The 22,871-nt window shown below is 61.7% G+C and carries 18 protein-coding genes and 1 pseudogene; 12 read left to right on the plus strand and 7 right to left on the minus strand.

The features are described 5' to 3' along the window. Nucleotides 1-137: 137 nt before the first annotated feature. From M6G53_RS16635 to M6G53_RS16650, 4 genes are all read left to right on the plus strand, one after another. Nucleotides 138-1,547, plus strand: coding sequence for a carbohydrate porin (locus tag M6G53_RS16635; RefSeq protein ID WP_253333148.1), 1,410 nt, complete (start codon nt 138-140; stop codon nt 1,545-1,547). 63 nt (nt 1,548-1,610) lie between these two features. Beyond that, complete coding sequence (locus M6G53_RS16640; RefSeq protein WP_253333067.1) at nt 1,611-2,981, plus strand: sucrose-specific PTS transporter subunit IIBC; 1,371 nt, start codon at nt 1,611-1,613, stop codon at nt 2,979-2,981. Then, a complete protein-coding gene (locus M6G53_RS16645; protein ID WP_253333150.1) occupies nt 2,981-4,390 on the plus strand; it encodes a sucrose-6-phosphate hydrolase in 1,410 nt (469 codons plus the stop codon). The genes M6G53_RS16640 and M6G53_RS16645 overlap by 1 nt, the downstream gene beginning before the upstream one ends. 21 nt (nt 4,391-4,411) lie before the next feature. Continuing rightward, complete coding sequence (locus M6G53_RS16650; RefSeq protein WP_253333069.1) at nt 4,412-5,455, plus strand: LacI family DNA-binding transcriptional regulator; 1,044 nt, start codon at nt 4,412-4,414, stop codon at nt 5,453-5,455. A gap of 55 nt (nt 5,456-5,510) precedes the next feature. Here the strand turns inward: M6G53_RS16650 and exbD are convergent, their stop codons facing one another. Continuing rightward, on the minus strand, nt 5,511-5,933 hold the full coding sequence (gene exbD / locus M6G53_RS16655; RefSeq protein WP_025304282.1) for a TonB system transport protein ExbD: 423 nt from the start codon (nt 5,931-5,933) through the stop codon (nt 5,511-5,513). 3 nt (nt 5,934-5,936) lie between these two features. After that, nucleotides 5,937-6,914: a tol-pal system-associated acyl-CoA thioesterase gene (gene exbB / locus M6G53_RS16660; protein ID WP_074188568.1), complete on the minus strand. Its 978-nt coding sequence runs from the start codon at nt 6,912-6,914 to the stop codon at nt 5,937-5,939. A gap of 431 nt (nt 6,915-7,345) precedes the next feature. Here exbB and metC point away from each other — a divergent pair, with 431 nt between their 5' ends. Both metC and M6G53_RS16670 read left to right on the plus strand, forming a co-directional pair. After that, nucleotides 7,346-8,542, plus strand: coding sequence for a cystathionine beta-lyase (gene metC / locus M6G53_RS16665; RefSeq protein ID WP_253333072.1), 1,197 nt, complete (start codon nt 7,346-7,348; stop codon nt 8,540-8,542). Nucleotides 8,543-8,687: 145 nt separating this feature from the next. After that, the gene (locus tag M6G53_RS16670) at nt 8,688-9,347 is read left to right on the plus strand and encodes a DedA family protein (RefSeq protein ID WP_253333074.1); all 660 of its coding nucleotides are present in this window, start codon (nt 8,688-8,690) and stop codon (nt 9,345-9,347) included. A 10-nt stretch (nt 9,348-9,357) separates the two neighbouring features. On the opposite strand, the gene M6G53_RS16675 is transcribed toward M6G53_RS16670, so the two are convergent. Next, a complete protein-coding gene (locus tag M6G53_RS16675; protein ID WP_253333076.1) occupies nt 9,358-10,278 on the minus strand; it encodes a LysR family transcriptional regulator in 921 nt (306 codons plus the stop codon). A 107-nt stretch (nt 10,279-10,385) separates the two neighbouring features. On the opposite strand from M6G53_RS16675, the gene M6G53_RS16680 reads away from it, so the two are divergent. Then, the gene (locus tag M6G53_RS16680; protein WP_253333078.1) at nt 10,386-11,414 is read left to right on the plus strand and encodes a zinc-dependent alcohol dehydrogenase family protein; all 1,029 of its coding nucleotides are present in this window, start codon (nt 10,386-10,388) and stop codon (nt 11,412-11,414) included. A 7-nt stretch (nt 11,415-11,421) separates the two neighbouring features. On the opposite strand, the gene M6G53_RS16685 is transcribed toward M6G53_RS16680, so the two are convergent. Continuing rightward, nucleotides 11,422-12,309: an AraC family transcriptional regulator gene (locus M6G53_RS16685; protein WP_253333152.1), complete on the minus strand. Its 888-nt coding sequence runs from the start codon at nt 12,307-12,309 to the stop codon at nt 11,422-11,424. Nucleotides 12,310-12,535: 226 nt separating this feature from the next. Here M6G53_RS16685 and yqhD point away from each other — a divergent pair, with 226 nt between their 5' ends. The 3 genes from yqhD to M6G53_RS16700 all read left to right on the plus strand — a co-directional run bounded on the left by yqhD (nt 12,536) and on the right by M6G53_RS16700 (nt 15,558). Then, nucleotides 12,536-13,699 carry an alcohol dehydrogenase gene (gene yqhD / locus M6G53_RS16690; protein WP_253333080.1) on the plus strand — a complete coding sequence of 388 codons (1,164 nt, stop codon included), beginning with the start codon at nt 12,536-12,538 and terminating at the stop codon, nt 13,697-13,699. A 286-nt stretch (nt 13,700-13,985) separates the two neighbouring features. After that, the gene (gene dkgA / locus M6G53_RS16695) at nt 13,986-14,810 is read left to right on the plus strand and encodes a 2,5-didehydrogluconate reductase DkgA (RefSeq protein ID WP_253333082.1); all 825 of its coding nucleotides are present in this window, start codon (nt 13,986-13,988) and stop codon (nt 14,808-14,810) included. A gap of 142 nt (nt 14,811-14,952) precedes the next feature. Then, complete coding sequence (locus tag M6G53_RS16700; protein WP_253333084.1) at nt 14,953-15,558, plus strand: transglycosylase SLT domain-containing protein; 606 nt, start codon at nt 14,953-14,955, stop codon at nt 15,556-15,558. 63 nt (nt 15,559-15,621) lie between these two features. Here the strand turns inward: M6G53_RS16700 and M6G53_RS16705 are convergent, their stop codons facing one another. Further along, nucleotides 15,622-17,790, minus strand: coding sequence for a YgiQ family radical SAM protein (locus M6G53_RS16705; RefSeq protein ID WP_253333087.1), 2,169 nt, complete (start codon nt 17,788-17,790; stop codon nt 15,622-15,624). Nucleotides 17,791-17,870: 80 nt separating this feature from the next. Next, nucleotides 17,871-18,605: pseudogene (locus M6G53_RS16710) on the minus strand (GntR family transcriptional regulator). A 657-nt stretch (nt 18,606-19,262) separates the two neighbouring features. Here M6G53_RS16710 and M6G53_RS16715 point away from each other — a divergent pair. Together M6G53_RS16715 and M6G53_RS16720 are read left to right on the plus strand one after the other, a co-directional pair. Next, on the plus strand, nt 19,263-20,660 hold the full coding sequence (locus M6G53_RS16715) for a purine-cytosine permease family protein (protein ID WP_253333089.1): 1,398 nt from the start codon (nt 19,263-19,265) through the stop codon (nt 20,658-20,660). Next, nucleotides 20,657-21,589 carry a PfkB family carbohydrate kinase gene (locus M6G53_RS16720; RefSeq protein WP_253333091.1) on the plus strand — a complete coding sequence of 311 codons (933 nt, stop codon included), beginning with the start codon at nt 20,657-20,659 and terminating at the stop codon, nt 21,587-21,589. The genes M6G53_RS16715 and M6G53_RS16720 overlap by 4 nt, the downstream gene beginning before the upstream one ends. A 33-nt stretch (nt 21,590-21,622) precedes the next feature. On the opposite strand, the gene M6G53_RS16725 is transcribed toward M6G53_RS16720, so the two are convergent. Continuing rightward, nucleotides 21,623-22,870, minus strand: coding sequence for a nucleoside permease (locus tag M6G53_RS16725; RefSeq protein WP_253333093.1), 1,248 nt, complete (start codon nt 22,868-22,870; stop codon nt 21,623-21,625). Between the last annotated feature and the right edge of the window lies 1 nt (nt 22,871).

A 22,871-nucleotide genomic window follows, 5' to 3' on the forward strand; every position in this document is an offset into this window, starting at 1 on the left:
GCTCGATCACAATAGCTGAATCGGGTTAGCTAACTGAGTTGCCAGCTCGCTTCCCACTCGCTATCTTTCGCCTTGAAAAACCGGTTTAGCAATTTAGCAAAAAATAATAACAACCCTTACCCGGATGATAGACGATGATAAAAAAACTCAGCTATTTGGCGATAACAACAGGGCTTTTCCTCTCTGCTTCCAGCGCAGCGGCCTCGGGCAGCGGCGGCATCGAGGCGCGCCTCAACGCGCTGGAACAACGCCTGGCGCAGGCGGAACGGCGCGCCGCACAGGCCGAAACCCGCGCTACGGCGGCGGAACGCCGGGCGCAACAACTGGAACAACGCACCGCCAATACCGAACGGCAAACCGCACAGATTGCGCAGCATGCCGCCACGTCGGAAACACCGATCGCCCCGGCCAGCGCGCTGAAACTGAGTGGATTCAATGAGCTGAAGCTGTACGGCGACGTAGAGTTCAATTTGGACGGCGCCAGCCGCAGCGGCCAGTTGACGTCGCTGAAAGGCAGCGACCACAAAGACTGGAAGCCCGGCAGCAAAGAACGTTGGGATATCAACGGCCGCATTCTGGTCGGGCTGGACGGCTACCGCCGCAATCCGGACGGCAACTTCTCCGGCTTCAGCGTGCAACCGCTGGCGGACATGACCGGCAAAATGAACCTGGATGACGCCGCCTTCTTCTTCGGCAATGAAAAGAACTGGCAAACCAAAATCGGCCGCTTTGAAGCCTACGACATGTTCCCGCTGAATCAGGACACCTTCATTCAATACTCCGGTAACACCGCCAACGATCTGTACGCCGACGGCTTCGGCTATATCTACATGATGAAAGAAGGCCGCGGCCGCAGCAGCAGCGGCGGCAACCTGATGTTGAGCAAATACGCCGGTGATGTCTATTTCGAGCTGAACACGCTGGTGGAGGATGGCACTTCGCTGTTCCAGGACAACAGCTACCACGGCAACGCCCTGGACAATAAGAAAAACGTCGCCTATTTGCGCCCGGTGATCGCCTGGAAAAAAGACGCCTTCAGCATCGCGGCGGCGATGGAAAGCAACGTGGTAAATAACGCCTACGGTTATCAGGACAGCCTGGGCCGCTTCGTCGATCAGTCCAAGCGCAACGGCTACGGCATGACGATGAGCTGGAACAACAGCGCCGCCGCTCCGGACAACGGCGTGGTGGCCAACCTGAGCACCGCCTATCTGGATGCGTCAGGCGAGCAAGACTTCACCGCCGGCGTCAACGTGCTGTGGCGGCGCTTCGAACTGGGTTATATCTATGCCCATAACAATATCAAAGAGTTTAATACCGCCGGGATCGCCGCCGATATCCACAACCCGCTCAGCGAACCGGGCAACTACGACATCCACACCGTTCATGCGTCGTATCAGATACCTAACATTATGAATATGAAGAATTTCAATTTGTATTTGGGCGCCTATGTCTCGCTGCTGGAAGCCAACGTCGACAACAAGATAGCCAACGGCGACAACGACCAGCGTTACGGCATGCGCGCCAGATTCAAGTATTTCTTCTGACATCGATTCACGCCGCTACGCCGCAAACTGCGCGGCGGCATTGTTATTTAGCAAGGGGACAACATGGACATTAACGCAACCGCCAACGCGCTGTTGCCATTGCTCGGCGGTAAAGAGAATATCGCCAGCGCTGCCCATTGCGCCACGCGCCTGCGCCTGGTACTGGTGGACGACAGCAAGGTGGATAAAGAGGCCATCGGCAAACTGGACGGCGTCAAAGGCTGCTTCAGCAATGCCGGCCAGATCCAGGTGATCTTCGGCACCGGGCTGGTCAACAAGGTGCATGCGGAATTCATCAAGGCGGCAGGCGTCAGCGAATCCAGCAAGGCCGAAGCCGCCGATATCGCGGCGAAAAAGCTCAACCCGCTGCAGCGCATCGCCCGCCTGCTGTCGAACATCTTCGTGCCAATCATCCCGGCGATCGTCGCTTCCGGTCTGTTGATGGGGTTGCTCGGCATGGTGAAAACCTACGGCTGGGCCGATGCCAACAGCGCGTTGTTCATCATGCTGGATATGTTCAGCTCGGCGGCGTTCATTATCCTGCCGATTCTGATCGGCTTCACCGCCGCACGCGAATTTGGCGGCAACCCCTACCTGGGTGCCACGCTCGGCGGCATTCTGACGCATCCGGCGCTGACCAACGCCTGGGGCGTCGCCGGAGGGTTCCACACCATGAACTTCTTCGGTCTGGACATCGCCATGATCGGCTATCAGGGCACCGTGTTCCCGGTGCTGCTGACGGTGTGGTTCATGAGCCTGCTGGAAAAGCGGCTGCGCAAGGTGATCCCCAACGCGCTTGATCTGATCCTGACGCCGTTCCTGACGGTGGTCATCTCAGGCTTTGTCGCCCTGCTGTTTATCGGCCCCGCCGGCCGGGCGCTGGGCGACGGCATCTCCTTCGTGCTCAGCACGCTGATTACCCATGCGGGGTGGTTCGCCGGGCTGCTGTTCGGCGGCCTCTATTCCGCTATCGTCATCACGGGCATCCACCACAGTTTCCATGCGGTAGAGGCCGGGCTGCTCGGCAACCCCCATATCGGCGTCAACTTCCTGCTGCCGATCTGGTCGATGGCCAACATCGCTCAGGGCGGCGCCTGCCTGGCGGTGTATTTCAAAACCCGCGACGCCAAAATCAAAGCCATCGCGGTGCCTTCGGCCTTTTCCGCCATGCTCGGCATCACCGAGGCGGCGCTGTTCGGCATCAACCTGCGCTTCGTGAAGCCTTTCCTGGCGGCGCTGGCGGGCGGCGCGCTCGGCGGCGCCTGGGTGGTGGCCAACCATGTCGGCATGAACGCGGTCGGGCTGACGGCGATCCCCGGCATGGCGATCGTACAGGCCAGTTCGCTGGTCAGCTATATCATCGGCCTGGCGATCGCGTTTGGCACCGCCTTCGTGCTCTCCCTGCTGCTGAAATATAAAACGGACGCGCAATGATGGAAGAACTCAGCTTAATCAAACAGGCACTGCGGGCGGTCATGAATGGCCAGCCATTCGCGCTGCGCGATCCGCACCGCCCGGCCTGGCATCTGGCGCCCAGCGTTGGCCTGCTGAACGATCCCAACGGCTTTATCCAGCACAACGGCGTTTATCACCTGTTCTATCAGTGGAATCCGCTGGGCTGCGATCATCGCAACAAGTGCTGGGGACACTGGCAGTCGCTCGATTTATTGCGTTGGGAACATCAGCCGCTCGCCCTGGCTCCGGGCGCCTGTTACGACAGCCACGGCTGTTACTCCGGCTCGGCGGTAGTGGCGGAAGACAAAATCACGCTGATCTACACCGGCAACGTGAAATTCGCCGACGGCTCACGTACTGCCTATCAATGCCTGGCTCAGGAAAGCGATCGGGGCGAATACCGCAAGCTCGGGCCGGTGCTGCCGCTACCGGAGGGCTACAGCGGCCACGTACGCGACCCGAAAGTGTGGCGTCATCAGGATGCCTGGTACATGGTGCTCGGCGCGCGAGACTTGCAGGATCGCGGCAAAGTGCTGCTGCTGCGTTCCAGCGATCTGCGCGACTGGCAAGCGCTGGGAGAGATCGCCGGCTCCGGCCTGAACGACCTGGGTGAATTCGGCTACATGTGGGAGTGCCCGGACCTGTTCTCGCTGGACGGCGACGACGTGTTGATCTGCTGCCCGCAGGGGCTGGCGCCGCAGCCGGAACGCTATCGCAACCGTTATCAGGCCGGCTATCTGCTCGGTAAGCTGGATTATCGGCAGGCGGCCTTCAGCCACGGCGAATTTCACGAGCTGGACGCCGGCTTCGAGTTCTACGCGCCCCAGACGACGCAGGCGGAAGATGGCCGCCGCCTGCTGTTCGCCTGGATGGGCGTGCCCGAGCAAGATGAAGAAGCCCATCCGACGCGCCGTTACGGCTGGATCCACACCATGACCTGTCCACGCGAGCTGTCGCTGCGGCATGGCCGCCTCCACCAGCGCCCGGCGCGCGAGTTGCAACAGCTGCGCGGCGAGCGAGAAGACTGGCAAGGCCGCGCCGATGATGCCCCCGCCTGTGCGCTGGGCGCCGCGGAGCTGCAGCTGACGCCACAAGGCGCGTTCAGCGCCGCCTTTGGCGACGCGATGACGCTGAATTGGGATGGCGAGCGGCTGCAGCTGACGCGAGCCTCCCTGGCCAACGGCCGGCCGGAGCATCGTTACTGGCGCGGCCCGGTCACGCATCTGCAGCTGCTGTTCGATCGCTCCAGCGTGGAGATCTTCATCAACCACGGCGAGGCGGTGATGAGCGCGCGCTACTTCCCGGCAGGTGAACCGCAACTGCGGCTGAACGGGAGCGCGCCGCTGGCGTTGGAATACTGGCCGCTGACGCCATGCATGCTAGAATGACGCATCCTCCGATGACTTCAGATGGCGTCAGTGAAAAAAAATAAACGCATTACCATCAGTGACATCGCCACGCTGGCCGGGGTGTCGAAATCGACCGCCAGCCTGGTGCTGAACGGCCGCAGCAAGGAATATAGGGTGTCTGACGACACCCGCGATCGCATTCTGGCGCTGGCACACGAACACCATTATCAGCCCAGCATCCACGCCCGCTCTTTGCGCTCAAACCGCAGCCACACGCTGGGGCTGGTAGTGCCGGAGATGACCAACTACGGCTTTGCGGTGATCTCGCGCGAGTTGGAAACGCTGTGCCGCGAAGGCGGTCTGCAGTTGTTGATCGCCTGCACCGATGAAAACCCGGCGCAGGAGATGATGGCGGTGAACAGTCTGGTACAGCGGCAGGTGGATGGCTTGATCGTCGCCTCCAGCCAGTTGAATGATGCAGAATACCAGAAGATCAACGTCGGGCTGCCGGTGGTGCAGATGGATCGCCTGATCGCCGGTTCAGAACTGCCGCTGGTGATCACCGACTCGGTTAACGCGACCGCCGAGCTGGTGGAAAAGGTCGCACGCCAACATCCGGATGAGATCTATTTTCTCGGCGGGCAGCCGCGCATTTCACCGACCCGCGATCGGCTGGCCGGCTTCCAGCTTGGCCTGGAGCGCGCCGGCGTATCGTGCAAACCGGAATGGATCATCAACGGCAACTACCATCCCAGCTCAGGTTACGAGATGTTCGCTCAGCTGTGCGCACAGCTGGGGCGTCCGCCCAAAGCGCTGTTTACCGCCGCCTGCGGCCTGTTGGAAGGCGTATTGCGTTATCTGACTCAGCATCAGCTGATGGAAAGCGACATTCACCTGTGCAGCTTCGACGATCACTACCTGTTCGACTGCATGACGCTGAAAATAGACACGGTCGCACAAGACTGCCGGGCGCTGGCGCAGCATAGCTTCGACCAGGTCACCGCGCTCATCGACGAGCGGCCGCTGGAGCAGAACGCGCTTTATCTGCCGGGCCGCATCCACTGGCGCCATGCCGGTTCCCGGGCATTGTTGGCCGGAGAGTAATATCGCTGAATCAATAAAAAAGGGCGCCTGAGCGCCCTTTATCGTTTTGCTGCCGCTACTTGGCGGCGCCTTCCATGCCCACCAGCCCCACTTTCAGGTAGCCGGCTTTACGCAGGGTGTCCATCACGCTCATCAGCGTTTCATAGTCCACGCTCTTGTCCGCCTGGAAGAAGATGGTGGTTTCTTTGTTCGCCTGGGTGCGTTGATCCAGCACCGAAGTCAACTGCTCGGCATTCACCGGCTGATCGCCGACGTAGAGCTGCTTGTCGGCCTTCACCGACAGGAACACCGGTTTTTCCGGCCGCGGCTGCGGTTTGGCGGAAGAAGCCGGCAGATCGACGCGAATATCTACCGTTGCCAACGGTGCGGCCACCATAAAGATGATCAACAGCACCAACATGACGTCGATAAACGGCGTCACGTTGATTTCATGCAGTTCGCCGCTGTCGTCCAGATCTTCATTTAAGCGCATCGCCATGACTCACCCCGCCCGCAGTTGATGTGCGTGCTGTGAGCGCTTGGCTTCCGCCGTCGCGGCCAGATCCAGATCGCGGCCCTGCAGCAGCAAGACCTGCGCCGCCACGTCGCCCACCTGGGCACGGTGGCCGCTGATGACGCGGGCGAAGATGTTGTAGATAACGACGGCAGGGATCGCCGCGACCAGGCCCAGCGCGGTCGCCAGCAGCGCTTCCGCGATGCCCGGTGCCACCACCGCCAGGTTGGTGGTCTGCGAATGGGCGATGCCGATGAAGCTGTTCATGATGCCCCAGACGGTGCCGAACAGGCCGACGAACGGTGAAATGGCGCCGATGGTGGCCAGGAAACCGTTGCCGCGGCCCATGTTGCGGCTGTAGGCCGCCACGCGGCGCTCAAGGCGGAAACCAGTACGCTCTTTGATGCCGTTGTTGTCGTTGGACTCTGCGGACAGCTCCAGCTCATTTTGCGCGTCGTTCAGCAACACCGCGCTGACGCTTTCCGGGCCGAAGTTTTGCGCCAGCTCGGAGGCTTCATCCAGCGAACGCGCTTCGGCCAGCGCCAGCTGTTCGCGGCGCAGACGGCGCTTGGCGCGCAGTAATTCGCTGCCTTTGGAGAACAGAATGGTCCAGGTCACGATCGAGGCCAGCACCAGGCCGATCATTACCGCTTTCACCACCGCGTCGGCGTGCTGGTACATGCCCCAAACGGACAGGTCCATGCCGCGGGTTTCCGGGGGTTGGATCGTGGGCGCCGGGTTCACCGGCGTGATGCTCTCCGGCGCAGCGGCGGCCGGTGCAGGCGCGGTGGTCGGCGCAACGCTTTCGGTAACGGCCGGATTGGCCGCCGGCGCAGCCTGCGCGCTGCCGGCAAGCCCTACGACCAGCACCATAGAAGCCATCAGGCTGCGGCCAAAGGCCTTGCCCCACTGCGCCCGGCCCTGGCCGAACGATCCTTGATTTAAATTCTTGCCAGCCGTTTTCACGCTGTGCCTCCACCCATTACCGATCAAAATTAAGGAATAATTCAGCGTGCGATCATATCAAACCAACCGGGGATTGATAGTAGTTCTCATTATTATTTACCAAATAAACGAGAAAATTTTAGCCAGCCCCGCCGCAAAACGCCAATCCGCGTCCGTTCACCGCCAAACGCCCCTTTTATAGGGTTATTTCGTTACTTTTCTCCCACAACGGCGCAACAACGCCACGCTGCCGAACGGCATCTCGACCGATGAATAGGCTTCTCTCTCGCACCACGCCAGAAGGATGAGGTGATAAATGTGCGCCCGGCAGCCAATTATAGCCGTTTCTGTATCTGGAAGTTAAAACGTCTGGATGGCTATATTAACTCATGCTAACGTAAGGGCTATCGCAAACGGGCACGTGCAGAGCAACCAAAGGTGAGCCAGGTACCATGACGTCAAAACACATCGAAACCACGCTGATCGGCGCCGGCCGCAGCAAACGCTACACCCAGGGCTCCGTCAATCCCGTCACGCAACGCGCCTCTTCCCTGGTCTTCGACTCCGTCGCCGCCAAAAAACACGCCACCGCGCAACGCGCCCACGGCGAGCTGTTTTACGGCCGACGCGGCACGCTGACCCACTTCGCCCTGCAGGATGCGATGGTGGAACTGGAGGGCGGCGCCGGCTGCGTGCTGTACCCCTGCGGCGCAGCGGCGGTGGCCAATGCGATCCTGTCGTTCGTCGGCGCCGGCGATCACCTGCTGGTCACCGGCTCGGCATACGAACCGACCCAGGATTTCTGCACCCATATCCTCGGCCGCATGAACGTCAGCACCACCTATTTCGATCCGCTGATCGGCGCCGACATCGCCGGGCTGATCCAGCCCAATACCCGCGTGGTATTCCTTGAGTCGCCCGGCTCCATCACCCTGGAAGTACAGGACATTCCGGCGATGGTGCAGGCCATTCGCGCCGTGGCGCCGGAGGTGGTGATCATGATCGACAACACCTGGGCGGCGGGCGTGCTGTTCAAGGCGCTGGATTTCGACATCGACATTTCTATCCAGGCCGGTACCAAATACCTGATCGGCCATTCCGATTACATGCTCGGCACCGCCGTCGCCAACGCACGCTGTTGGGATCGGCTGCGCGAGTACTCCTACCTGATGGGGCAGATGGTGGATGCCGACACCGCCTACATGGCGAGCCGCGGCCTGCGCACCCTGAGCGTGCGCCTGAAGCAGCACGAGCGCAGCAGCATCGAAGTCGCCACCTGGCTGGCGGCACGGCCGGAGGTGGCGACGGTCAATCACCCGGCCCTGCCCAGCTGCAAGGGCCATGAGTTCTATCGCCGCGACTTCAGCGGCTGCAACGGGCTGTTCTCCTTCGTGCTGAAAGAGCGGCTGGATGATGCGCAGCTGGCCGCCTACCTGGACAACTTCAACCACTTCAGCATGGCCTACTCCTGGGGCGGCTTCGAGTCGTTGATCCTGGCCAACCAGCCGGAAGAGCTGGAGGCGATCCGTCCGGCGGGCGGCGTCGATTTTTCCGGCACGCTGGTGCGCGTGCACATCGGCCTGGAGAACGTCGAAGACCTGATCGCCGATCTGGCGGCCGGTTTCGATCGCCTCAACGGCGTGCGCTGAAGCGGATTCCGCTAATTTTCTTCGTCTCGTTTAATGTCGGCTTAAGCTATTAGCGGTACACTAGCCGGGTAACTGTCAGATACGGTAACCGCCGCATCCTGGAGAACGTGACCCCGGGCGCAACCGGCATGCAACAGGACATAAAATGGATGTATTACGAGAGATTATTCATGCGCTTTGGCAGCAGGACTTTATCGCCCTCGCCGATCCGAGCGTAATTTGGGTGGTTTACGCCGTACTTTTCACCACTCTGTTTTTGGAAAACGGACTGCTGCCCGCCTCCTTCCTTCCCGGCGACAGCCTGCTGCTGCTGTCGGGCGCGCTGATCGCCAAAGGCGTGATGGGCTTTGCCCCCACCCTGCTGATTCTGACTGCCGCCGCCGGCCTCGGCTGCTGGCTGAGCTATATCCAGGGCCGCTGGCTGGGCCACACCGGCCTGGTGAAAAGCTGGCTGCTGCAGCTGCCGGCGCAATACCACCAGCGCGCGCACAACCTGTTTAACCGCCACGGGCTGACGGCGCTGCTGATCGGCCGTTTCCTCGGCTTCGTACGCACGCTGCTGCCGACCATGGCCGGCATTTCCGGGCTCAACAGCTCGCGCTTCCAGGTGTTCAACTGGCTGAGCGCGGCGATCTGGGTCTGTGCGCTGGTGGGCCTCGGCTACGCTTTCAGCCAAATCCCGCTGGTGAAGCGCTACGAAAGCCAGGTGATGACCGGCCTGATGCTGCTGCCGCTGCTGCTGCTGTTCATCGGCCTGCTGGGCGCCATGCTGGTGATCTGGCGTAAAAAGCGCGCCTCCTCCTGAGCCCGGCGCGCTACAGCACCTTCTCGACCAACGCCAGGCTGGCGGGCAACTTGCTCACCAGCGTATCCACCGCCAGCCGCACCTTCAGCGGCAGGTGAGGCGTGTGCGGCCACACCGCATGCGCTTCAAAGGCGGCGCCCGGCCGGTCGCGCAGCAAGCGCACCAGCGCCCCGCTCAGCAGCTGCTCACGCACCAGCCAGCACGGCAGCCAGGCAATGCCGAACCCCGCCGTGGCCGCATCCGCAATCGCCTGCAGATCGTCCATTTGCAGCCGGTGAGTCGGCATCACTTCCTGCGGCTTGCCGTCACTATCCAATACCAACCAACTGCGCCGCGCACCGGCGCGCATATAGGTCACCGCCTCATGCTGCGCCAGCTGTTCGATGCTGTGCGGCTCGCCGCACCGCTGCAGATAGGCCGGCGAGGCGCACAGCGTCATGCGGTGATCGCCGATACGGCGCGCCACCAGCCCGCCGCTGTTGGCCAGCGTGCCGTTGCGGATCGCCATATCGAAGCCGTCCTCAATCAGATCCACCACCCGATCGCTGAACGACAGCTCCAGCTCCAGGCCAGGGTGCTCGCGCGTCAGTTCGGTCAACAGCGGCGCAATGCACATGCGGCCAAACAGCACCGGCATCGATACCCGCAGCCGGCCGCTGACCTGCCGCTTGCCCGACTCCAGCAGCGTTTCCGCACCGCGGATCTCCTCCAGCGCCCGCAGGCAGCGCTCATAAAACAGCGCGCCGTCGTCGGTCAGGCTCTGGCTGCGGGTGGTGCGATGAAACAGCCGCACGCCCAGCCGCTGTTCCAGCCGGGCGATGGTTTTCCCCACCGCCGAACGCGACAGGTGCAGCCGACCGGCCGCCAACGCAAAACTGCCCGCCTCCACGGCGGTGACGAATACCGAAATGCCGCTCAATCGATCGCTCATGATTTGTCGCCCTGAAAGAAACAATCTGCGGAAATCTTATCGCCACTGGCGAACCTTCATCAACGATATTATCGACCGGTCGTTAATCGCTGACTTTGGAGAACATCATGACCGACACGATGCAACGCTGGACGATGGACGCCCTGGGGCGCGAACACCTGAAGTTGATCGCCAGCGCCATCCCGCAGCCGGGGCCACACGAGATCAGAGTGAAAGTGAACGCGGTCGCGCTCAACTACCGCGACAAACTGATGATTGAAAGCGGCATGGGGCTAACGCTGCCGCAGCCGTTCACCCCCGCCTCGGACCTGGCCGGCGAGGTCGACGCTGTCGGCCCCGGCGTCAGCCGTTTCCAACCCGGCGCTAGAGTCATCTCTACCTTCAGCCCCGGCTGGCTCGACGGCCGGCAAAAACCGTACGGAAATGCGCGCCATGCGCCTTACCACACCCTCGGCGGCTTCTATCAGGGCGTGCTGGCGGAATATGTGATTTTGCATGAGGATTGGCTGGTGGCGGCGCCGGCGTCGCTGGACGACGTGCAGGCCAGCACCCTGCCGTGCGCCGGGCTGACCGCCTGGTTCGCGCTGGTGGAGCAAGGCAAGCTGCACGCCGGCGAGACGGTGCTGGTGCAAGGCACCGGCGGGGTGGCGCTGTTCGCGCTGCAGATCGCCAAAGCGCACGGCGCCGAGGTGTATGTGACCTCCGGCAGCGACGAAAAGCTGGTGCGTGCCCGGGCGCTGGGCGCCAGTCACGGCATCAACCGGCTGAACGGCGATTGGGTGGAAACGGTGTATGCGCTGACGCAGGATCGCGGCATCGACCATGTGATCGATACCGTGGGCGGCCCGAATCTGGGCAACTCGGTGCGCGCCGTGGCGGTGGGCGGCCGCATCTCGGTGATCGGCGTGCTGGCGGGGGCAGAAATTGTCGCCCCCGCGGGCCTGCTGCTGCTGAAATCGGCGCAGATCCAGGGCATCGGCGTCGGCCATCGCCGCGCGCTGGAAGATCTGGTGCGCGCGGTGGACGCCGTCAATCTGCAGCCGGTGATCGACCAGGTGTACCGTTTCGATCAGCTGCCGCAGGCGTTGGATCACCTCGATCGCGGGCCGTTCGGCAAGATCGTCCTGACCCCGTAAACGTGGCTTAGCCCTCCAATAATGGAGGGTTGGCGTCGCGCAGCCGGGCGATTTCATCGCTCGGCGTCATGCCGAACAGGCGCTTGAATTCACGGCTGAACTGCGACGCGCTCTCGTAGCCGACGCGGATCGCCGCCGTGCTGGCCTTCAGGCCGTCATGCACCATCAACAGACGCGCCTTGTGCAGCCGGTACGACTTCACGTATTGCAGCGGCGAGGTGTTGGTCACCGCCTTGAAGTTGTGGTGGAACGCCGAGACGCTCATGTTGACCTCGCTGGCCAACTGTTCGACGTTGAGGTTGTCGGCATATTGATTTTCGATGCGCCGCAGCGCCTTGGCGATCTGGCTGAAGTGGGTATGGCGGTTGACCAGCTCCTGCAGCGACGCGCCGCAGGTGCCGCGCAGCACGTAGTAGAGCATCTCGCGCACGATCTGCGGCCCCAGCACCCGGGCATCGAGCGGCTTGGCCATCACGTCCAGCAAGCGTTCGGTGGCGCACAGCAGCTCTTCCGTCAGCTCAGCCAGATTTACCCCGTTACTCTCCGCCCGCGGCTGCATCAGGTAGTCGTCGTCGCCGATGTCGATCAGCAAGTCCTGCAGCATCTGGGTATCGATATTGACCGCCAACCCAACCAGCGGCAGTTCCGGGCTGGCAAAGGTTTCGCACTCGAACGGCAGCGGCACCGTCATCAGCAGATAGTTACGCGGATCGTACTGGAACATCTTGTGGCCGCAGTAGCCCACCTTGTGCCCCTGAAAGACGATCACGATCCCCGGTTCGTACATCACCGGCTGGCGCGGGCTGTGGCGATCGACATACAGGATCTTCACCCGCGGCACCGGTGACGGCGTGTAACCGTTGCCGGTGGCGATAGCCATCGCCTGGCGCGCCATGCGGCTGCGCTGCGCATCGATTTCAATCACGGAAACACCCTCTTACAGTCAGAACGATTCGGCATAAATAATAATTTAAAACTCGCTATTTCTACAGCCACTTGTAGGAATAGGCAAGAAGCCGACAGGAATGTGCATTGTGCGTTGCCGCCAGGTTCCTGACAATACGGGCCAGAAAGCTTTGCGCCGCGTTGGCGCCCGCCTGACAGAAAGAGAGAAATCATCCATGCAAAACTTCATTCTGCATACCCCAACCAAAATCCTGTTCGGCAAGGACCAAATTGCCGACGTGGCCGGCCAGATCCCGGCGGACGCACGCATCCTGATCACCTACGGTGGCGGCAGCGTGAAGAAAAACGGCGTGCTGGATCAGGTGTACAGCGCGCTGGCCGGCCGCGACGTGCGGGAGTTCTCCGGCATCGAGCCGAACCCGACCTACGAAACGCTGATGAAAGCGGTCGAGGAGGTGAAGGCGGAAAACATCGATTTCCTGCTGGCGGTCGGCGGCGGTTCGGTGGTTGACGGCACCAAGTTCATCGCCGCCGCCGCCCGCTATACCGCCGACGGCGACGCCTGGCATATCCTGCAGACCGTCGGCAGCCATATCGCCGACGCAATACCGATGGGCTGCGTGCTGACGCTGCCGGCCACCGGTTCCGAATCCAACAGCGGCGCGGTGATCACCCGTAAAAGCAGCGGCGACAAGCAGCACTTCTTCTCGCCGCGGGTGCAGCCGCGCTTCGCCGTGCTGGATCCGGTGGTGACCTACTCGCTGCCGCCGCGCCAGGTAGCCAACGGCGTGGTCGACGCCTTCGTGCACACCCTGGAGCAGTATCTGACCTACCCGGTCGACGCCAAGGTGCAGGATCGCTTCGCCGAAGGCCTGCTGCTGACCCTGCTGGAAGACGGCCCGCGCGCGCTGGCCGAGCCGGAGAACTATGCGGTGCGCGCTAACGTAATGTGGAGCGCCACCATGGCGTTGAACGGCCTGATCGGCGCCGGGGTGCCGCAGGACTGGGCAACCCACATGCTGGGCCACGAGCTGACCGCCATGCACGGTCTCGACCACGCGCAAACGCTGGCCATCGTGCTACCGGCGCTGCTGCACGAGAAGAAAGCGCAGAAGCGCGAAAAACTGCTGCAGTACGCTGACCGCGTCTGGGGCCTGCGCGAAGGCAGCGAAGACAGCCGCATCGACGGCGCGATCGCCGCTACGCGCGCCTTCTTCGAACAGATGGGCGTACCGACCCGCATGGCGGATTATCAGCTCGACGGCAGCAGCATTCCGGCGCTGCTCGATAAACTGCATCAGCACGGCATGACCGCCCTGGGCGAGCATCGGGACATCACCCTGGACGTCAGCCGCCGCATTTACGAAGCCGCGCGTTAAGCGCAAAACGGCGATTTTTTGCTAGGCTTTAGTCTCCGCCAGCCATTTTTCGCCGCATCCTGCGCCCGGCCGATCACCGGGTGCAGTCGGGCGCCTGCGCGCGCCGCCGATCGTTTCGCCCCCCCGTCTTACCGCTCATTCGCAGGGAGAGCAGGGAGAAAATCGCCCTCCCGCCACCGCTGAAATTAGGCAGGCAAACCCGGCAACCGCCCATTTTGCCAACTAGAATTTATCTATAGCCGTTTCGGTGCCACAGGCGCCGCAATCCGTACACGAGGAGATGCGCATGACAACGCAACAACCCATCATCAAACTCCACGATGGTAATCTGATGCCGCAGTTGGGTCTCGGCGTTTGGCAGGCGAGTATTGAAGAGACCACCCGCGCGGTGAACAAAGCGCTGGAGATCGGTTACCGCTCCATCGACACCGCCGCGATCTACAAGAACGAAGAAGGCGTCGGCGCCGCGCTGCAGTCCAGCTCGCTGCCGCGCAGCGAGCTGTTCATCACCACCAAGCTGTGGAACGACGATCAGGGCGATCCGCTGGCGGCGCTGGAAACCAGCCTGGAGAAGCTCAAACTGGACTCTGTGGATTTGTATCTGATCCACTGGCCGCGCCCGCAGCAGGATCAATACGTCTCTGCCTGGCGCGAGCTGATCAAACTGCGCGAGCAAGGCCTGGCCAAGAGCATCGGCGTATGCAACTTCCATACGCCGCACCTGCAACGCCTGCTGGATGAAACCAACGTGGCACCGGTCGTCAACCAAATCGAGCTGCACCCGCTGCTGCAACAGCGCCAGCTGCGCGCCTGGAACGCCACGCACCATATCGCCACCGAATCCTGGAGCCCGCTGGCGCAGGGCGGTGAAGGGGTATTCGACCAGCCGCTGATCAAGGCGCTGGCCGAGAAATACGAGAAAACCCCGGCGCAGATCGTGGTGCGCTGGCATCTGGACAGCGGCCTTATCGTGATCCCGAAATCGGTCACGCCGTCGCGCATCCGCGAAAACTTCGAGGTGTTTGATTTCAAACTCGATAAGGATGAACTGGGCGAGATCGCCAAGCTGGACGTCGGCAACCGCCTCGGGCCGGATCCGGATACCCTGTAATCCCTCCCCAAGCCCTCTCCCGCCGGAGGGGGCTTTTCCTTCCTGCACGTTGCTCCCTTGCGCCGCCTGACGTTATGATGACGACGCCGGAGGCCTCGCCCGCCGGTTAACGCCGTTAAAAAACAGACAAGCACGGAGCACCATGACATTCTCTTTCTCACACGGGTTACGGCTGGGCATGCTTTGCGTCATGCTGGTGCTGGCGGGTTGCGCCGGCAAGAAACAGCGCGTCAGCTACGATCGCCACGCTTTCGATAGCGCCATTAAAGACGCCGCCAGCGAATACGGCGTGGACGCCAAGCTGATCACAGCCATGATCCAGGTAGAGTCCGGCTTCAACCCCGCGGCGGTGAGCAAGTCCAACGCTATCGGCCTGATGCAGCTGAAAGCCGATACCGCCGGCTGCGATGCCTACCGCTACAAGGGCAAACGCGGTTGCCCGGACAATGACGACCTGCGGGATCCCGACACCAATATCGATCTCGGTGCCGCCTACCTGGCCGTCTTGCAAAAACAGCAGCTTAAAGGGATCGCGAACCCTGTTACGCTGCGCTATGCCACCATCATCGCCTACGTCAACGGCACCGGCGCGCTGCTGCGCACCTTCTCCAGCAACCGCCAGCAGGCCATCGCGATGATCAACAACCTGTCGCCGGAAGCCTTTAACTGGCACGTGCGCAAATACCATCCCGCTCCGCAGGCGCCGCGCCATTTGATGAAAGTGGAAGCCGCCTACGAACAGCTTTGATGCCCAAAAGTGAAAAGGAGAACCCGGGGGTTCTCCTTTTTGTTTGCGCAGGCGGCGTGGCCGTTACGGCTTGGCCTTGCGAATCGGTTTGCGCGGCGGCCGGTTGGACGGCGTGCGCTGCCGATGGATATCGGTATGTTTGGTCAGCGCCGGTCGGGTATGGCGCTGCAGCCGTTTCGCTTCGCGCTGCTCGTCGATACTCGGCGCCGGCACCAGACACTCGCGGCGGCTGCCGATCAGGTGCTTCAGCCCCATCTCTTCCAGCGCGGTGCGGATCAGCGCCCAGTTGGCCGGATCGTGGTAACGCAGCAGCGCCTTATGCAGGCGGCGCTGGCGATCGCCGCGCGGCACCACCACGTCTTCGCTCTTGTATCCCACCTTGCTCAGCGGATTTTTACCGCTGTAGTACATGGTGGTGGAGTTGGCCATCGGTGAAGGATAGAAGTTCTGCACCTGATCGAGGCGGAAACGGTTCTTCTTCAGCCACAGCGCCAGGTTCACCATGTCTTCATCACGGGTGCCCGGGTGCGACGAGATAAAGTACGGGATCAGGTACTGCTCCTTGCCCGCCTGCTTCGAATAGTGATCAAACAGCTGCTTGAAGCGATCGTAGCTGCCCATGCCCGGTTTCATCATTTTCGACAGCGGGCCTTCTTCGGTGTGCTCCGGCGCGATCTTCAGGTAGCCGCCGACGTGGTGGGTCGCCAGCTCCTTGATATAACGCGGATCTTCCACCGCCAGATCGTAACGAACCCCGGAAGCGATCAGGATCTTCTTGATGCCCTCCAGCGAACGCGCACGGCGATACAGTTTGATAGTCGGCTCGTGGTTGGTGTCCATGTAGGTGCAGATCTCCGGATACACGCACGAGGCCCGGCGGCAAGTCTGCTCGGCGCGCGGGTTGGTGCAGCGCAGCATGTACATGTTGGCGGTCGGGCCGCCCAGATCGGAGATCACGCCGGTAAAGCCCGGCACCTTGTCGCGGATCTCTTCGATTTCGCGAACGATCGAATCTTCCGAACGGCTCTGGATGATGCGCCCTTCGTGTTCGGTGATCGAACAGAATGAGCAGCCGCCGTAGCAACCGCGCATGATGTTCACCGAGAAACGGATCATGTCATAGGCCGGAATGCGATCCTGACCGTAGGACGGATGCGGCACGCGCTGATAAGGCAGCGCGAAGACGCTGTCCATCTCCGGCGTGGTCAGCGGGATCGCCGGCGGGTTGATCCACACGTAGCGATCGCCGTGTTTCTGCATCAGCGCGCGGGCACAGCCCGGGTTGGTTTCATGGTGCAGAATGCGCGAGGTGTGCGCATACAGCACCTTGTCGCCCTTCACTTTCTCGAAGGACGGCAGCAGTACGTAGGTCTTCTCCCACGGCTTCGGCTTGGCGGCGCGCACGGTGACAGGCTTGGCTTCCGGCTCTTTCGGCTTGGCGCCGTCGGCGCACGGCAGATCGTCGCCGTACGGGTTCGGGATAGGTTCGATGCGGCCCGGTTTGTCGAGGCGGGTGGAGTCCACGCCGCTCCAGCCCGGCAGCGCTTCTTTGCGCATCACCGCAGTATTGCGAATATCGTGGATGTCACCGATCTTCTCGCCGGCGGCCAGGCGATGCGCCACTTCCACCAGCGGGCGTTCGCCGTTGCCGTAGATCAGCATGTCGGCTTTGGAATCCACCAGCACCGAGCGGCGCACGGTATCCGACCAGTAATCGTAGTGGGCGATGCGGCGCAGGCTGGCTTCGATGCCGCCCAGCACGATCGGCACGTCTTTGTAGGCTTCTTTACAGCGCTGGCTGTACACCAGCGTGGCGCGATCCGGGCGCTTGCCGCCGACGTTGCCGGCGGTGTAAGCGTCGTCGTGGCGCAGTTTGCGATCGGCGGTGTAGCGGTTGATCATCGAGTCCATGTTGCCGGCGGTGATGCCGAAGAACAGGTTCGGTTTCCCCAGCCGCATGAAATCTTCTTTGTTGCTCCAGTCCGGCTGCGCGATGATACCGACGCGGAAGCCCTGCGCTTCCAGCATGCGACCGATGATCGCCATGCCGAAGCTCGGGTGATCGACGTAGGCGTCGCCGCTGATGATGATCACGTCGCAGCTGTCCCAGCCCAGTTGATCCATCTCGGCGCGCGACATCGGTAAAAACGGCGCGGTACCATAACATTCCGCCCAATAGGGCTTATAGGAAAACAGTTCACGATCGGGTTGGATCAGGCTGGTGGTGCTCATTCTGCTGCTCTTTTTACAGGTTAATTAATCGCCGGGCGGCGATTATACGCACTACAAACAAAAAGAGCATGGTTATTTCGCTAACCGTTCACTTCGAATTCATACACGTCGCTGCGGCACAAAATATCACTGAACTCCAGCGCCTCGCCCTGAGCGTTGCGGCTGGTCTGGGTGATGTGCAACAACGGTGCGCCGCACGGCACGTTGAGCAACTCGGCGACCTCGTCGCTACAGGATACCGCCTTCAGCAGAAAGTGTTTATCTTCAGGCACGATGCCGCGCGATTGTCATAACGCATACAGCGAATGCTCCAGATGTGCCGGTTCGGGCAGGAAGCGCGGCGGAATATAGGTGGTTTCCAGCGAGACCGGGCTGCCGTTCAGCAAGCGTAAACGTCGCAGTTTGACCACCTCATCCCCTTCCGCCAGCCCCAGCGCCGCTGCGGCCCTGGCTGGCGCGCCGACCCGGGTGCGCAACAGCCATCGGTTGCTGACGTTGCTGCCGTGGCGCAGCGCCTGAGCGGTGAAACCGCTGTCCTTATCGAGGGAATAGCCGATGCGCATCGCTACGCGGGTGCCAACGCCCTGCTGCCGCGAAATCAGCCCCTTCTCCTCCAGCAGCTTCATCGCCTTGCTGACGGTGACGCGCGACAGCGCCAACCCCTCCGCCATTTGCCGTTCCGGCGGCAAAAATGCCTCCGCCACCAGCACCTGCTGCCTGATCGCGTTTTCTATCGCCGTCGCCAGCTGAATATAGCGGGGCGCCACCGGCCCCTGTGCCAGATGCTCACGCAGCCAGGCCATAAACTCCGCCATTCACCCGCCCTCTTACCGATGCCATTTCTCTGGATTTCGTTTTTATACTATCGCCGGTCCAGCGATAAGTCCTTCACCATAACTAAAATATTGCTAATGTTTTCAGCGCGGCATCACAATTTTTTCCTAATGGACTTTCATTGGATCTAGATCGCGCGTAATCTGTGCTTATTGATGTTGATACATCAATAGCACCAACACCAGGGACCCACGTTAAAAACAATAAAAAACCCGCTGCCAACCCTAAAGGATACCCTTGACGGCCGGCAGCGGGCATATACTGTCAGCACAAACGACCTATAATAAGCAACGGAGCTAATGGATAGCTTGCTCACTGCCCATAACCTCATCTCAGGCTCCCCTTACGGTGAGCGAAACGGATCGATGCCGGCAAATAAAAACGCTCCCGCTCCGCCAAACTCCGCTGCAGACCCACTCTTTGACTACACTCATTGGCGCCGTGCGGCCGACGTGCCTCACCCGATAAGGCGGATACCGCCCTCGCTTTGCTAGACCTGGCGGCGGCAGCTGCCACACAGGGTGCGGTATCGACGTCTTCCACGGCAACAGGATAGCCGGCGTCAACCGCGCCACAGGAACCGATTTTTAGTCAACTGCGGCGACCCTCGCGGCGCTGCGTAACAGGGATCATTTGCTATGACCGATATCAATCGCAATGAAGCATGGAAGGTAGAAAGCACCGGGATCGACCGGGTGCCGGACGCGGAGCAAACCGGTAAGCCCATCGAGCTGTTTTGGATCTGGTCGGCGGCCAATATCGGCATCCTCGGCGTGGTATACGGCGCCATCATCGTCGGCTTCGGCTTGTCATTCCTGCAATCGGTACTCGCCGCGCTGGTCGGCGTTGCCAGCTTCGTGCTGGTCGGCCTCACCAGCTTCGCCGGCAAGCGCGGGCGCACCTCTACGCTGACGCTCTCGCGGGTGATTTTCGGCCTGAAGGGCAACGTGGCGCCCACCCTTTTCAGTTGGATCAACCTGATGGGCTGGGAAGCGGTCAACGTGATCACCGGCACCCTGACGCTGGCGGCGCTGTTCGAGGCCTTCGGGCTGGGAGCCAGCCACCTGTTGACCGCACTCAGCCTGCTGCTGTTCGGCGGGCTGACCATCATTGTCAGTCTGCTGGGGCAAAGCACGGTAGTCTGGATGCAAAGCTGGTTCAGCCGCATCTTCGGCACCATGACGCTGATCGTGGTGCTCTATATCCTGTTCAACACCGAGTGGAGCCAGGTGCTGGCGCTGCCTTCCGGCAGCTGGCTGACCGGCTTCCTGCCTGCGGTATCGGTGATCGCCGCCGGCACCGGCATCAGTTGGGCAATCGCCGGCGCCGATTACAGTCGCTACCAAAGCCCGAGCTCGTCGAGCAAAAGCATTTTCGCCGCGGTGATGGGTGGCGCCTGTTTGCCGCTAATGCTGCTGATGCTGGCCGGTATTCTGCTTTCCGTACAATTGCCCGATCTGGCCAGCGCCGCCAACCCCATCGCGCTGATAGGCTCGGTGCTGCCCGCCTGGATGGCCATCCCTTATCTGCTGGCCGCCACCGCCGGCATCGTTACCATCGCAGTGCTCAGCCTGTATTCCGCCAGCCTTAACCTGCTGACCATCGGCGTGCAGGTCAAACAGTGGCTGGCGGTGTCGATCGACGCAGTCGTGGTGCTGGGCATCGCCCTGTACGTGCTGTTCATCTCCGGCGATTTCATGGGACCGTTCATCTCCTTCCTGGTGTTCTGCGGCGTATTCCTGGCGGCTTGGGAGGCGATTTTCCTGCTCGATTACCTGTGCCTGCGCCGCCGCCACGGGTATGATGGCAACGCTTTATATGGCCTGCATGGCCAGAATCGTGGCGTGCGCAAGGCCCCGCTGTTCTGCTGGTTCCTCGGCGCCCTGTGCGGCCTGCTGGTCACCAAAACCGGTTTTATCGACGGCCCGCTGGCCAAAGGCTTGTTCGCCGATTCCAGCCTGGGGCTGTTTGTGTCGTTCGCGGTGAGTCTGATCGCTTACGGTCTGTACCTGACCCAACGCAGAGAACATCAATGAGTGAGTGGGAAGCTGTAACACCTGTCCTGGTGATTGGGGGCGCGGTCGGCGATCTGGTGATGACGCTGCCGCGCCTGCCGACCAGCGGCGAAGATATCGAAGCCCAGCCGCAGGCGCGGCAAATCGGCGGCTGCGCGTTCAACGTGGCGCGCGCGCTGGTGCGCCTGGAAACGCCGGTGATTAACGGCATGCCGGTTGGCAACGGCGAATGGGGCACAGCAGTTGAAGCCGCCATGGGCGAGCTGGGGCTGGAGGTGCTGTTGCGCCACGGCCAAATGGACAACGGCTGGTGCCTGGCGCTGGTGGAGCCGAACGGCGAACGCACCTTCATCACGGTTTCCGGCTGCGAAAGCCAATGGAATAAAGCGCAGCTGGCGACGCTGCCGCTGACGGAGCACACCCTGATCTACGCCAGCGGCTACGAGCTGGCGGGCGAAAGCGGCGAAGCGCTGCGCGAGTGGCTGACGCGCATGCCGTTCGACCAACCGCGCCTGATCGATCCCGGCCCGCGCATCGCTCAGCTCAGCGAAGATTTCTTCGCCATGCTCAGCGACAGCCACACCCTATTGACGCTCAACCGCGACGAAGTGGCTGCGCTGTGTGGTGTCGGCGACGCCGTGGAGGCCGCGCAGCGCTATGCCGCCGCCCGTAACCTGACGCTGATCTGCCGCCTGGATCGCGATGGCGCGTGGATCTGCGACGGCCGCACGCCGCCGCTGCACGTTCCCGCCTATCCGGTAGACGTGGTCGACACCATCGGCGCGGGCGATGCCCACTGCGCCGGTTTGCTGGCGGGCCTGTCCGCCGGCTGGCCGCTGCCGCAGGCGGTCGATCTGGCCAACCGAGTCGCCGCCTGCGTGGTGGCCAGCCTCGGGGCCGCCAATCCGCCGGGCTGGCAGCAGTTGCAACAGCGCTTCCCGCAGGCCTGACGTTTCAGGGCGCAGCCAGCTGCGTCCCCTGCCTTACTGCGCCGCCGCACTCCCCTGCGGCGGGTGGCGATAGTTGAAACTCAACGCGAACACAATCCCCAGCACCAGCGTATACAGTGCAAACACCAGCCAGATGCTCTGCCAGTCTTTCACGCCGTCATGGCTGAAGAAGTCCACCACCTCGCCGCTGGCAATCGCCCCCAGATAGGCGCCCAACCCGTTGACCATGGTCATGAACAGCCCCTGCGCGCTGGCGCGGATGCGGTGATCGGCCTCTTTCTCGACGAAGATGGCGCCGGAGATATTGAAGAAGTCGAACGCACAACCGTAGACGATCATCGACAGCAGCAGCAGAACGAAACCAAAGCCGACCGGCGTGCCGTAGGCCAGGAACAGGAAACGCAGCGTCCAGGCCGCCATGCTGATCAACATCACCTGCTTGATGCCGTAGCGGCGCAGGAAGAAGGGAATGGTGAGGATAAAGAACACTTCGGAGATCTGCGACAGCGACAGCAGCACCGCCGGATACCGGACGCTGAGGCTGTCCTGATACAGCGGATTGAGCGACAGATCGTGCAGGAACGGGTTGCCGAAGGTATTGGTTATCTGCAACGCCGCACCGAGCAACATGGCGAACAGGAAAAACAGCGCCATGCGCCGCTGGCGGAACAGCACCAGCGCATCCAGCCCCAACACGCTCACCCAGCTCTTTGACTCGGCCGCGCGGTTGGTCGGGCAGCGCGGCAGCGTCAGCGAATAAGCGGACAGCAGCAGCGACGCCGCAGAAGCCAGATACAGCTGCAGGTTGCTGAGCTCGATTCGGCTAAAACCTACCAGCCACATCGCCAGAATGAACCCCACCGTGCCATACACCCGCACCGGCGGAAAGTCCTTCACCGTGTCAAAGCCGTGCTTCTCGAGGCAAAAATAGGAAATGGCGTTGGAGAGCGCGATGGTCGGCATATAGACCATGGCGTTGAACAGCATCACCCAGAACATCAGCATCGGTTGCTCGACCTGCGCCGCGCAGTACAGCGCCAGCGCCCCGAGCAGGTGGCAAAGCGCATACAGGTAGTTGGCCTTCATCCACCGATCGGCGATGATGCCCGCCAGCCCCGGCATGATCAGCGCCGCGATGCCCTTGGCACTGTAGACCATCCCCACCTGCATGCCGCTGAAATGCAGCGTGTTGATCATGTAGGAGCCCAGCGTGACCAGCCAGGCGCCCCAGATAAAGAACTGCAGGAAAATCATTACCTTCAATCGTGTTTTTATCGCCATC

It is taken from the genome of Serratia nevei (genome assembly GCF_024160145.1).
In the GTDB taxonomy this organism is placed as follows: domain Bacteria; phylum Pseudomonadota; class Gammaproteobacteria; order Enterobacterales; family Enterobacteriaceae; genus Serratia; species Serratia nevei_A.